At 49.1% G+C, this 13,797-nt stretch carries 9 protein-coding genes and 1 pseudogene; 2 read left to right on the forward strand and 8 right to left on the reverse strand.

Annotation, left to right across the window (positions count from 1 at the left end):
- Positions 1-1,495, reverse strand: a 1,495-nt coding sequence (gene purL, locus ACK5NH_RS13885; protein WP_416920975.1) for a phosphoribosylformylglycinamidine synthase, incomplete at its 3' end; no start/stop codon positions are given.
- A gap of 279 nt (positions 1,496-1,774) precedes the next feature.
- Here purL and mltF point away from each other — a divergent pair.
- Positions 1,775-3,211, forward strand: coding sequence for a membrane-bound lytic murein transglycosylase MltF (mltF, locus tag ACK5NH_RS13890; protein WP_416920977.1), 1,437 nt, complete (start codon positions 1,775-1,777; stop codon positions 3,209-3,211).
- A gap of 441 nt (positions 3,212-3,652) precedes the next feature.
- On the opposite strand, the gene tadA is transcribed toward mltF, so the two are convergent.
- From tadA to guaB, 3 genes are all read right to left on the reverse strand, one after another.
- Positions 3,653-4,306, reverse strand: coding sequence for a tRNA adenosine(34) deaminase TadA (gene tadA / locus ACK5NH_RS13895; RefSeq protein ID WP_416920979.1), 654 nt, complete (start codon positions 4,304-4,306; stop codon positions 3,653-3,655).
- 106 nt (positions 4,307-4,412) lie between these two features.
- Positions 4,413-5,990 (reverse strand): glutamine-hydrolyzing GMP synthase, encoded by a 1,578-nt coding sequence (gene guaA, locus ACK5NH_RS13900; protein ID WP_416920981.1) that lies wholly within the window; start codon positions 5,988-5,990, stop codon positions 4,413-4,415.
- Positions 5,991-6,107: 117 nt separating this feature from the next.
- Complete coding sequence (gene guaB, locus ACK5NH_RS13905) at positions 6,108-7,574, reverse strand: IMP dehydrogenase (protein ID WP_011622022.1); 1,467 nt, start codon at positions 7,572-7,574, stop codon at positions 6,108-6,110.
- 122 nt (positions 7,575-7,696) lie between these two features.
- Here guaB and xseA point away from each other — a divergent pair, with 122 nt between their 5' ends.
- A complete protein-coding gene (gene xseA / locus ACK5NH_RS13910) occupies positions 7,697-9,043 on the forward strand; it encodes an exodeoxyribonuclease VII large subunit (protein ID WP_416920984.1) in 1,347 nt (448 codons plus the stop codon).
- Between the two features lie 129 nt (positions 9,044-9,172).
- Here xseA and der read toward each other — a convergent pair whose 3' ends face one another.
- From der to hisS, 4 genes and pseudogenes are all read right to left on the reverse strand, one after another.
- Positions 9,173-10,639: a ribosome biogenesis GTPase Der gene (gene der, locus ACK5NH_RS13915; protein WP_011622020.1), complete on the reverse strand. Its 1,467-nt coding sequence runs from the start codon at positions 10,637-10,639 to the stop codon at positions 9,173-9,175.
- Between the two features lie 79 nt (positions 10,640-10,718).
- Positions 10,719-11,906: an outer membrane protein assembly factor BamB gene (gene bamB / locus ACK5NH_RS13920; protein WP_416920986.1), complete on the reverse strand. Its 1,188-nt coding sequence runs from the start codon at positions 11,904-11,906 to the stop codon at positions 10,719-10,721.
- 11 nt (positions 11,907-11,917) lie between these two features.
- Entirely contained in the window at positions 11,918-12,538 is a 621-nt protein-coding gene (locus ACK5NH_RS13925; protein ID WP_416920988.1) for a tetratricopeptide repeat protein, read from the reverse strand.
- A gap of 12 nt (positions 12,539-12,550) precedes the next feature.
- A pseudogene (gene hisS / locus ACK5NH_RS13930) lies at positions 12,551-13,797 on the reverse strand (histidine--tRNA ligase); the annotation flags it as partial.

Consider the following 13,797-nt stretch of genomic DNA (forward strand, 5'->3'; position numbering starts at 1 on the left):
GGATAAATTGGATTGGGTTATTATCACCTAACTGCCAGCAGCGGTCGATCACTTCCTGACAGCGACGCTCCATTTCTGGGTTTTCACGCTGTACCGACGCAAAGTCTAAATCTTCACTCGATTGACCCGACGCCATCGAAGAAGCCGCGCCGCCGCCAAGACCTATGTTCATCGCAGGGCCACCGAGAACGATCAGCTTAGCACCGACGGTGATTTCGCCTTTTTGGACGTGCTCTTCGCGAATGTTACCTAAACCACCGGCTAACATGATCGGCTTGTGATAACCACGGACTTCTACACCGTTGTGGCTAGAGACTTCTTGCTCATAGGTACGGAAGTAACCTAACAGTGCTGGACGACCAAACTCGTTGTTAAACGCCGCGCCTCCAAGTGGACCTTCGGTCATGATATCCAGAGCACTGACGATACGCTCAGGCTTACCGTAGTTGCCTTCCCAAGGTTGTACAAATCCTGGGATTTTTAAATTCGATACGCTAAAGCCCGTTAAACCCGCTTTAGGTTTAGAGCCTCGACCCGTTGCGCCTTCGTCACGGATCTCACCACCAGAACCTGTCGCCGCACCTGGGTATGGGCTGATTGCCGTTGGATGGTTGTGGGTTTCCACTTTCATCAGTACGTGCATTGGTTCAGTGTGATAGCTGTAAACACCGTTTTGATCGGGGAAGAAACGTCCCGCAACCGAACCTTCCATCACTGCGGCGTTATCTTTATAGGCAGATAACACGTGGTCAGGCGTGGTTTCGAAGGTGTTTTTAATCATTTTGAACAGAGACTTAGGCTGCGCCTGCCCATCAATTGTCCAATCTGCGTTAAAAATCTTGTGACGGCAGTGCTCAGAGTTGGCCTGAGCAAACATCATCAGTTCAATATCGTTTGGATTGCGGTTCAAACGCACAAAGTTTTCGACTAAATAATCGATTTCATCTTCGGCGAGCGCCAGACCCATTTCGACGTTGGCCACTTCAAGGGCACGGCGACCTTCAGCCAACACGTTCACACTCTTGAACGGCGCAGGTTCAGTGCGCTTAAACAGCACATCGGCCTTTGCAAAATCTTCCAATACCACTTCAACCATGCGGTCGTGCAATAACCCTTTGAGGGTTTGTTGCTGCTCGACAGTCAAAGTGTCTGACTCCACATAATAGGCAACACCACGCTCTAAGCGCTTCACTTTACCTAAACCACAATTGTGGGCGATATCAGTGGCTTTAGAAGACCATGGGGAAATTGTGCCGGGGCGGGGAGTAACAAACAGGAGTGAACCTTGGGGGGTATGGGCTTCGATAGCAGGTCCATAGGTGAGAATTTTTTCAAGTTGCTCGCGCTCATTGGTCTCAAGCAACTCGCTCAAATCCGCTAAATGAACATACTCAGCATAGATTTGGCGTACCGGAAGCGCAGCGTTTACGCAGGCCTCCATTAGCTTTTGCACTCTAAACGTCGAGAGTGCTGGGGCTCCGCGGATGATCTCCATCACGTCAATTCACCTTATATTTATAATTGCAGGGGTCAGAGATGGCGCTATTATAAGGAAATGTCTGTCACAAATCACCTGTGACCTTACGTAAAACAGTGTTTCCTATTAAGATAAAAAGCAGCCCTTTTCCCCTCCTTCGTATTCCATGCGGTACGATTTTTTTACGTAATTGGCGACAAACGGATATAATCACAGCAATGTCAGCCAGTTTATCCTTGTTACCTCACTGACCTTCTACTGTTCATCATTTTGATTTTATTTAATAAAGTGTGTTTAATGACTCGATTTCTGTTCGCGATTATCTTAGGTTTCTTACTGACGGCGTGTCAGCAAGTGACCGTGGAAGAAACAGAATATGTCCCCCATAAACTCACCGAATTAAGGGTCGGCACCCTTTATGGCCCGCAAATTTATATGACCTCGGGCCAAGGCAACAGTGGCTTCGATTACGATATGGCGGTGCTCTTTGCCGAGTATCTCGATGTGCCCTTAAAAATGGTGCCTTATACCAACCGCGCCGAACTCTATGATGCACTTAAAAAAAACGAGATTGATATCATTGCCGCGGGGATGACTGAAACCCCAGCGCGGCGCGAACAATTCCGTTTAGGCCCGCCGCTATATCGCGTCAATCAAGTACTGGTTTACCGTGAAGGCATGCCAACACCCAAAGATATCACTGACTTAAAAGGCAAAATTACCGTCATTGCCGACTCTTCGTTTGTGGAAACCTTGACACAATTACAGAAACGCCATCCGACGCTGGTGTGGGATCAAGTCACAGATAAAGACAGCGAAGAGCTGCTGGCGATGATCGCCAATAAGGAAATCGACTACACCATCGCCGACTCGAGCAGCGTGCAGATTAACCGCCGCTATTTACCGGATCTGCGCTCAGGGCTCGTGCTAGAAGAAAAACTCGATGTGGTTTGGTTGCTGCCACCCACACATAGTGACGGTTTGATGAGTCAGTTATTGGCGTTTTGGCACCAAGAGAAACTCGCCGGTACACTCGATCATCTTAATGAAAAGTACTTTGGCCACGTTAAGCGTTTCGACTATATCGACACCCGCGCCTTCCTGCGCGCCATCGAAACCGTGTTGCCACGCTATCGGCAGCTTTTCGAAACCCACGCTGGTGACTTAGATTGGCGTAAATTGGCGGCGACCAGTTATCAAGAGTCCCATTGGAATCCTAATGCCCGCTCTCCTACTGGGGTGCGCGGCATGATGATGCTCACGCAGCCGACCGCCAAAGAAATTGGCATAACAAATCGACTCGATGCGGAAGAAAGTATTCGCGGCGGCGCCGCTTATTTACGGGATATGATCAATCGCTTACCCGAGTCGATCCCCGAGAGTCAACGCATGTGGTTTGCGCTGGCCTCCTACAATATTGGTTATGCCCATGTGGAAGACGCCCGTAAACTCGCCGAATCCATGGAGCTTAATCCCAACGCGTGGCGGGATCTTAAAAAAGTATTGCCACTGCTGCAAAAGCGTAAATATTACCAAAAGACCCGCTACGGCTATGCCCGTGGTAGCGAAGCCGTCCATTACGTCGACAGCATCCGCCGTTATTACGACACCTTAGTCTGGGTCGATAATCAATCTAAACAGCAAAATAGCGATGAGGTGGAACCAAGCGACCTCGCCTCGGAAGATGGCCCGGCGCCAGTGCCCGGCACCCTCAGCCCAGATAAGCCGAAATAGCCCTAACCGCTTAACCCTCAATAACTTGACTTGCGCCGCAGCCTTGCTTTTTTGCGGCCATCAAACCACGATTTTAATCTTAGATTAAGCCTACACAGGCTAAAGTGAGCTAGCTTTGGGCTAAAAACGCTGCTTTATAGAGCAGATGCATCGAGGGGGATTGCCGCCTGAGATCTCTGCTGATACTGTCATAGTGACAGGTCAATATAATAATCATTGCGCGTTAACCCATAGCCGTTAACCAAAGCAAAAATAGCCTTAACCTAGACAATAACAAGATTGAAAACGGGGTCTATATGAGAAGAAAAACCATCAATAACAGCGCATCACGCCGTCGCACCACACTCAAAATTCGTCATCGCCGGGTGCTAAATCGCCACAAACTGTTTTTTACGTTTATCCAAGCCCAAGACTAACGCTTTAAGCGAGTCCCCAAACGCCTTAGGATAGCGTCCCCTGCTGCGCCTTTTGAGCCTGTTTTAAAGCCTTCTTTTCCTCCCTGCGACGTTTAAAAAAGCGGCTCAATTGGTCAGCACAGTCCTGCGCTAACACCCCTGACACCACTTCAACTTGATGATTAAAGGCTGGATGCTGCAAGAGGTTAAGCACGGTTCCAGCGGCGCCTGTCTTCTCATCCTTTGCCCCAAATACCACGCGGGCAATTCGGCTATGCACCATGGCACCGGCACACATTGCACAGGGCTCAAGGGTAACGTAAAGAGTGGTATCGAGGAGGCGATAGTTTTCAATGGTTTGCCCCGCTGCTCGCAAACACTGAATTTCAGCATGGGCGCAGGGATCGTGCTCACTGATAGACAAGTTATACCCAGCCGCAATTTGCTGACCCTCTTTGACTAAAACCGCCCCCACTGGTACTTCACCCGCAGCCTCGGCCTTTTCAGCCATACTCATCGCGACACGCATCCAATGTTCATCGACTCGAGCTTGTTCAAGACTCGCTTGATTGAGATTCGCTTGATTGAAACAAGATTGCTCGCCAGTTAGCACATCAGCACTCACTTCATCACAACCAAGTTCATCACAGCTATGCGTATTCGCATGCAAGGTTTTTGGGTTAAGTTTTATCTGCTCCACTTAAGGATTCTCATTAATCAACAATTTGGGCAATTATACCCATAACCAATAAAAAAGGCGCACTTGGCGCCTTTTCGTTAATGCATCATGTCATCAAGACAGGGAATTATTCCCACTCGATGGTTGCTGGTGGCTTACCTGAAATATCGTAAACCACACGGGAGATACCATCGATTTCGTTGATGATACGGTTAGACACACGGCCTAAGAAATCGTATGGCAAGTGCGCCCAGTGAGCGGTCATAAAGTCGATGGTTTCAACGGCGCGCAGTGACACCACCCAATCGTATTTACGGCCATCGCCCATCACACCGACAGAGCGAACGGGTAAGAACACGGTAAAGGCTTGGCTGACTTTGTTATAAAGATCAGCTTTGTGCAGCTCTTCGATGAAAATCGCATCGGCGCGGCGCAAAAGATCACAGTATTCTTTTTTCACTTCGCCCAGTACACGCACACCAAGGCCTGGGCCTGGGAATGGGTGGCGGTAAAGCATGTTATATGGCAGACCTAGCTCAAGGCCAATCTTACGCACTTCGTCTTTAAAGAGTTCGCGCAGTGGCTCAACCAGACCTAACTCCATATCGTCTGGCAAACCGCCTACGTTATGGTGCGACTTAATCACATGGGCTTTACCTGTGGCGCTGCCTGCTGATTCAATCACGTCTGGATAGATAGTGCCTTGGGCTAACCATTTGGCGTTAACGCATTTCTTAGCTTCTTCATCGAAGATTTCAACAAATACACGGCCGATGATTTTACGTTTTGCTTCTGGATCGGCTTCGCCTTTGAGCGCATCGAGGAAACGGTTTTCCGCATCCACGTGAACAATGTTCAGACCGAAATGATCACCAAACATTTCCATGACTTGCTTCGCTTCGTTTAAACGCAGTAGACCATTATCAACAAATACGCAGGTCAGCTTTTTGCCAATCGCGCGGTGCAGCAGCATTGCCACCACAGATGAATCCACACCACCAGACAGACCTAAAATCACTTCATCGTCGCCCACTTGCTTTTTTAAGCGTTCGATAGCGTCTTCGATGATTGAAGAAGGTTTCCAGTTTGCCGAACAGCCACAAATATCTAAGGCGAAGTGCGACAGCATACGCATACCTTGGCGGGTATGAGTCACTTCAGGGTGGAACTGCACGCCGTAGAAACGTTTTTCCTCACAAGACATGGCCGCAAAGGGGCAAGTGTCAGTTTTAGCAACGGCCACAAAACCTTCTGGAATCGCCGAAACTTTATCGCCATGGCTCATCCACACATCGAGCAGAGATTTGCCATCGGCACTGACGGCGTCTTCGATATCTTTAAACAGGGCCGATTGCGCTAACATTTCGATTTGAGCGTAGCCGAACTCGCCTTCGCCAACGCCTTGAATCACTTTACCGCCGAGCTGCTCAGACATGGTCTGCATGCCGTAGCAGATCCCTAATACAGGCACGCCAGCATTGAACACATATTCAGGTGCGCGGGGAGAGTTGTCGGCGGTCACACTTTCAGGGCCGCCAGCGAGAATAATCCCGTTAGGGGCAAACTCACGGATTTGGGCTTCGGTCACATCCCACGCCCATAACTCACAGTAAACACCAATTTCACGGATACGACGGGCAATCAGTTGGGTGTACTGAGATCCAAAGTCGAGGATCAGTATCTTATGCTCATGAATATCGCTCATGGATAACCTTTATCTCATCTATTGTTTTAACTTAGCTCAAGACTTCGACGTTCAATCTTGAGGGCATACAAATCTTAATAACAGGGCGGCTTATCGCCGCCCCGTTATCACAAACGTTTACGCACCTGAACGGTAGTTTGGGGCTTCTTTAGTGATAGTCACATCGTGAACGTGGGACTCGCCCATGCCTGCAGAAGTCACTTTCACAAATTGCGCTTTTTCGTTCAGTTCTTGGATCGTGGCACAGCCTGTTAAGCCCATGCATGAACGCAGACCGCCCATATGCTGATGGATGATTTCCTTAAGCTTGCCTTTGTAAGGTACACGGCCTTCGATGCCTTCTGGCACCAGCTTGTCAGCAGCATTATCAGATTGGAAATAACGGTCAGAAGAACCTTGAGACATGGCGCCTAAAGAACCCATACCGCGGTATGACTTATAGGCACGGCCTTGGTAGAGTTCAGTTTCGCCCGGCGCTTCATCGGTACCCGCGAACATTGACCCCGCCATGATGCACGATGCACCTGCGGCTAAGGCTTTGGCCAAGTCACCCGAGAAGCGTACGCCGCCGTCGGCGATAACTGGGATGCCTAAACCTTTTACGGCTTCAGCCGCATCAGACACTGCAGTAATTTGTGGAACACCAACACCGGTTACGATACGCGTGGTACAGATAGAGCCTGGGCCAATACCGACTTTAACCGCATTAACACCTGCTTCAACTAAGGCTAATGCGCCTTCAGCTGTCGCCACGTTACCACCGATGATTTGTAAATCTGGATATTTAGCGCGGGTTTCACGGATACGTTGCAATACGCCTTCAGAGTGGCCGTGAGAAGAGTCAATCAGCAGCACGTCAACACCGGCTTTTACCAGCGCATCGACACGCTCTTCGTTACCTGCACCAGCACCTACTGCGGCGCCCACACGTAAACGACCTAATTCGTCTTTACAAGCATTAGGTTTACGTTCGGCTTTTTCGAAGTCTTTTACAGTGATTAAGCCTTTCAGCTTGAAGTTATCATCGACAACTAAGACTTTTTCGATACGGTTAGAGTGCATTAATTTTTGCACTTCATCTAACTTAGTGCCTTCCGCGACAGTGACTAAACGCGCCTTTGGCGTCATCACTTCTTCTACGGTTTTGCTCCAGTCAGTCACGAAACGTACGTCACGGCCAGTGATGATACCCACCAGTTCATTGGCTTCGTTTACTACAGGGTAACCGGCAAAGCCATTCTTCGCGGTCAACACTTTAAGATCCGCAAGCGTGGTTGAAGGCGTCACTGTCACAGGTTGTTGAACCACGCCAGCTTCGTAAATTTTAACTTTACGAACTTCTTCAGCTTGCTTTTCTATGCTCATGTTTTTATGAATAAAACCTAAGCCACCTTCCTGTGCCATGGCGATCGCAAGACGCGCTTCGGTCACAGTGTCCATAGCGGCAGACACAAGCGGAATATTCAGTTCAATAGTGTTGGTCAGGCGAGTTTTAAGGATGGCGGTATTTGGGAGTACAGTCGAATGCGCAGGAACAAGTAACACATCGTCAAAGGTTAGCGCTTCTTTAATTAAACGTAGCATAGGCAACATCTCCCCAGTTGAGTAGGATTTTAGAGGTGAAATATTGCGCCGGGATTATACCTTGCATCTGGGGAGCGGTAAATGGAAAATAGTGAAAAAATCCCATTTGCACGAGAAAACACATGCAAGTCCCTAAAAATAATATTTATACCGTCTCACGCCTCAATGGTGAAGTTAGGCAAATTCTCGAGGGACAACTGGGAAAAGTCTGGCTAAATGGTGAAATTTCCAACTTTTCCGCCCCCAGTTCGGGCCATTGGTATTTAACCCTTAAGGACCACTATTCTCAAATTCGCTGCGCCATGTTTAAGGGCCGCAACCAAAGCGTAAGCTTTAAACCTGTCAATGGTCAGCAGGTGCTTGTTAAAGGCGCCATTAGCGTATATGAGCCTCGTGGCGACTATCAATTATTGATTGAGTCTATGCTGCCCGCGGGTGATGGCTTACTGGCACAGCAATTTGAAGCGCTCAAGATGAAGCTCGCGGCGCAGGGACTATTCGCCGCCGACACTAAACGTCAACTTCCGAAAAATATTCAACGTATCGGGGTGATCACCTCCCCCACGGGCGCGGCAATCCGCGATGTATTGCACGTACTTGCCCGCCGTGACCCTTCCATCGAAGTGATTATTTATCCAACCCAAGTACAAGGCGAAAATGCGGATCTCAATATCTGCCAAGCCATCAATATCGCCAACCAACGGCTTGAGGTCGATGTATTACTGCTCACCCGTGGCGGCGGCTCACTCGAAGATTTATGGTGCTTTAATAGTGAAGCGCTCGCCCATACCATCTACAACAGCGCATTACCGATTGTCAGCGCCGTAGGGCATGAAGTCGACACCACCATCAGTGACTATGTAGCCGACATTCGCGCCCCCACGCCCTCTGCGGGCGCTGAGCTACTGTCTCAGGATAGCGAAAATAAGAACCAACGCTTAGCCACAGTACTCTCGCGCCTTAAACAGAGCGCGAGTCACTATCAACTCAAACAGGAAAGACGCTTAAGCTTGCTCGAGCATAGCCTGCAACGCTTAGATCCTAAACGAACCTTGCAGCAATTTGAGCAACGTTTCGATGAGATGCAATTACGACTCGAAGCCGTACTTTCTTACAAGCTGCATGGCTTAAGTCGCCGCCAGCAGCAACTGGCAAATCGCCTCGAGCAACAGTCCCCAAAGCACAAGCTTGCACTCGAGATCAATCGTTTGAGCTATTTAACGACGCGTTTGCAGGACGCAATGCAAGATACCCTCAATCAAAGCGAACAGCGGATAAAATACGCCGCCCATCAATTGGAAACGGTCAGTCCATTAGCCACCTTGAGTCGTGGTTACAGCATTACCACAGATGCGGATCATCAAGTCATTGAGAATGCCGCCCAGCTAAACATTGGTGATAGCATTCATACCCGCCTATTGCATGGACAGGTAGTTTCTAAAGTCACCGACGTTATTCAAGGGGAATAAAGATGGACTTGACTGATACCCAGTCAGACGCCCCAATTATTCCACTCAATTGAGCAAATAAAAAAGGAACCCTAGGGTTCCTTTTTTATTGATTCACTTAAATAAATGACTCGTTTTTTAGCTTGGGTCTTATTTTGTCTTGCGATCTTTAATATGGCTAAGGGCGCGCTTACGGCGGCGCTCTTGGCTCATGGTCAGCTTTTCAACCTTGTTTTCAAACGGGTTATCACCCTCTTGGAAACGTAGCTGAATTGGTGTACCGACCACTTTCAATGAACGACGGAAGTAGTTCATCATGTAGCGCTTGTAAGAGTCAGGCAGTTTGCTAACTTGATTACCGTGGATCACCACGATTGGCGGGTTATAACCACCGGCGTGGGCGTATTTCAGTTTCACACGGCGACCGTTCACCAATGGTGGCTGATGGTCATCCTGCGACATTTGCATGATGCGGGTCAGCATTGAGGTGCTCACGCGGCGAGTCGCACTATCGTAGGCTTCTTCAATCGACTCAAACAGATGGCCAACACCCGTACCATGCAACGCCGAAATAAAATGAATTCGGGCAAAGTCGATAAAGCCTAAACGGCGGTCAAGCTCACTCTTAACCCGGTCTTTAATGCCTTGATCGATACCATCCCACTTGTTGACGGCGATAACTAAGGCGCGGCCGGCATTTAGGGCAAAACCGAGTAGTCCTAAATCTTGCTCGGCAATCCCTTCACGGGCATCGATGATCAGTAACACCACGTTGGCATCTTCAACCGCTTTTAGGGTTTTGATCACCGAGAACTTCTCGATCACTTCATGGACTTTACTGCGGCGACGCACACCGGCGGTATCGATAATCACATATTCGCGGCCATCGCGTTCCATCGGAATGTAAATGCTATCGCGAGTGGTACCCGGCTCGTCGTAAACCACCACACGCTCTTCACCGAGAATACGGTTAGTCAGGGTCGACTTACCCACGTTAGGCTTACCGATAATTGCGAGTTTGATCGGTAAATCCTGCAGGCGTTTCTGCTCGGCTTCGGCTTCTTCTTCGGTGTATTGACGCTCGTCGACTTCTTCCTCTTCACCTTGGCGTTCAATGCCCATGGCCTCAGCGTAAGGTGTCAATGCGTACTCAATCATGTTGGTCACGCCGCGACCTTGGGCGGCAGCCATTTGATAGACTTCACCTAAACCTAACGACCAAAACTCGGCGCAGGCAGAATCGGCATCGATACCGTCAATCTTGTTAGCCACAACGAAAGTGGTTTTTTGACGACTACGTAAGTGCTGAGCAATAGACAAATCCGCTGCGGTTAACCCAGCGCGCGCATCGGTCATAAATAAGACAACATCGGCTTCTTCGATAGCGGCAAGGGACTGCTCGGCCATCTTAGTTTCGATCCCCTCTTCGGTGCCGTCGATACCGCCGGTATCCACCACGATAAACTCATAGCCGGATAGGAATGCTCGACCATATTTACGGTCACGTGTTAGGCCAGGAAAGTCAGCAACCAGCGCATCACGCGTACGCGTAAGGCGGTTAAATAATGTGGATTTACCGACGTTCGGCCGACCAACAAGGGCCACTACAGGGATCATGATTTTGCCTCTAAAAAACTATTCAATAAAAAGCCCCCGGAACACACTTCCAGGGGCTCTACAAGGATAACACTTTTAACTAAGGAAGTGTTACAACAGCTAACTTTCCGCTGCGACCTTGCACGTAGATTTTATCATCCACCACTAATGGCTGGCTGAATAATCCAGAGCTGTCCACTTGGATACGACCGACAATACTGCCTGTGCTGCGGTCGATAAAGTGCAGATAACCTTCAAAATCGCCCACGACCAAATAGTCGCGATATACGGCTGGTGACGTGAGGGTACGATTCGCAAGCTCAGAGTTACTCCACAATTCTAGGCCGTTACGTCTATCTACTGAATAGATACGGCTGTGGTCATCCACTAGGAATAAGCTTAAGCCTGCTGACGCTAATTCATTGAAGCTCGAATACTTACGGGTCCAAATGACACGTCCAGTACGCAGTTCCATCGAAACTAAGTTACCGTTGTAGCTCACCGCATAGAGGTTCTCACCTAAGATCAGCGGCGTCATATCCACATCGGCCATACGAGTAAACTCATTGCCGCCAGTTGGATTATAAATCGCTTGTTCCCATGCGGCTTGACCATTGTTTTTCACTACAACGGCGACTTTGCCATCGGCAGTACCGATAAAGAAACCGCCCGCTTCATAGGCCGCAGCACCTGTGCCCCTTAGGGTCAGATTCGGTAACTGCATCTCATAGGCCCAAAGTTTATCACCTGTGTCTACGTTAAAGGCTTCGAGGGAACCCGAGCTCGTGCTCACCACGACCACATCATCGGCAACGGTAGGTTTAGAGAGTAGCTCACCACCCGCAATCACGTGCCATAACACTTGACCGTCTTCGGCATTCAGCGCAGCTAATAGACCGCTTTCACCGCCAACGAAGATTTTATTTCGTGCAGCGGTTACACCAGAGGCTAAACGCGCACCTTTGTTTTTAGACAGGGCATTATCGCGAAACTCTTCACTGAAATCCTTAGTCCAAACACGCTCACCCGTGGCTTCATCAAAGGCCACGACTTCGCCGTAACGGTCGGCTGCAAAAATTTTACCGTAACGAACTGCAGGAGTGAGGCGAGAGTAATAATCACCGACACCGTCACCTACAGAGGCGCTCCAACTTACTTCAGGAAACACTGTCGCCTGAATCGCAGTTAACTCACTTACCGGTTCTTCTTCCACATCGCTAGAAGAACAGGCGGATAACATGGCTAGGCTTAACCCAGCGGCTAGCAGGTTCTTGCACCAAGACTTCATCAAGGGATCCCTTATGCTTGATTTAGGTTATCAAGTTTGATTTTAAGTGCAGGGCTGGTCACAACACCGCCATTGTCCATTGCCGCTTGGTAAGCGGTTTTCGCTTTATCTGCTTCGCCTTGACGAACGAAGAAATCGCCTTTGAGTTCTTCACGTTGCGCTAAGAATGCTTTATCAGTGACTTGATCTAAGGTCGCTAACGCAGTCCCTATTTGGCCTTGTTCCGCTTGAATGCGCGCTAAACGCAGTGTTGCCACTGTATCTAATCCGGCACCAGGTTTAGCAGCAATCACTTTCTTCAACGCTTCTTCAGCCTTAGGAAGATCTTTCGCTTCAACCGCGGTTTTCGCAACAATGAGATCCAACAGTGCTTGATAGCCCTTTTGGTCGTGATTCTTAGAAAACTCAGCCACGCCAGCAAGCATGGCCGCTTCGTCGCTTGATTTAGTCGTTAAGGTTTGGAACGCCTGTGACGCTTCTTCGGCCTTCACGATTTTCATGTCGGAGTAATAGTTCCAACCGTACAGGCCGCCTAAACCAACGACCGCCCCGATAACAATCGAGGTTCCATAGTCTTTCCAGAACTGCTTGATAGCATCAACTTGTTGTTCTTCTGTGCTATAAATTTCCACGCGCACGTCCCCTTATTTGGTAAGTTCAGCTAAAAATGCGCTTAATGCATTTCGAGCGACCCGTTGTTGTTCGTTGTCATTGCGTAAATATTTAACGGTAACCACACCTTCGGCGAGTTCTTCTTCACCGATGAGTAAGGCTACTTGTGCGCCGCTTTTATCGGCACGCTTAATTTGCTTCTTGAAGTTACCGCCGCCGCAGTGGCTCATGACACGCAGTGTTGGTAAGGTTGAGCGTAACTCCTGTGCCACTTTAATGGCTTCAACCAAACAGCTATCCCCCATCGCCGCGACATACACATCGACAGCCGCAGGGATATCTTGGGTCAGTTCTAAGGTTTCAAGCAGCAAAACAATGCGCTCTAATCCCATCGCAAAACCGACGGCTGGAGTATCTTTACCACCCAATTGAGCGACTAAACCATCGTAGCGACCGCCCGCAAGTACTGTGCCTTGAGAGCCTAAGCTATTGGTAACCCATTCAAAAACCGTGCGATTATAGTAATCCAAACCACGGACTAAGCGCGGGTTAACTCGGTATTGGATGCCGACCGCGTCGAGGAGTTCACGCAATTGTGCAAAATGTTGTGAAGATTCTTCACCTAAGTAATCCATCAGCGCAGGCGCATCACCTAAAATGTTTTGCACTTGAGGATCTTTTGAGTCCAGTACGCGCAGCGGATTGCTGTACATACGGCGCTGGCTATCTTCGTCTAATTTGTCCTTGTGTTGCTCTAAGAAGGCAATCAAGGCTTCACGGTAAGCGGCGCGCTCAGCGGGGTCGCCTAAGGTGTTCAGCTCAAGCGTCACATGTTCGCTAATGCCGAGTTTTTCCCATAGCCGAGCCGATAACATCAACACTTCTGCGTCTATATCGGCGCTACCAATACCATAGACTTCCACACCAAACTGGTGGAATTGGCGATAACGGCCTTTTTGTGGACGTTCGTGGCGGAACATAGGGCCCATGTACCATAGGCGTTGTTCTTGGTTATAGAGCAGACCATGCTCGTTACCTGCACGCACGGTTGAGGCGGTGCCTTCAGGACGTAGGGTTAAACTGTCACCGTTTCTGTCCTCGAAGGTATACATTTCTTTTTCAACAATATCAGTCACTTCACCGATAGATCTTTTAAATAGATCTGTATTTTCCACTATTGGAGTGCTGATCTCACTGTAACCATAAGCAGCCACGCTTGAACGTAGTACTGCTTCCACTTATTGCCATAGAGGACTTTGAGTTGGCAGAATGTCATTCA

It is taken from the genome of Shewanella sp., assembly GCF_047975355.1.
In the GTDB taxonomy this organism is placed as follows: Bacteria; Pseudomonadota; Gammaproteobacteria; order Enterobacterales; family Shewanellaceae; genus Shewanella.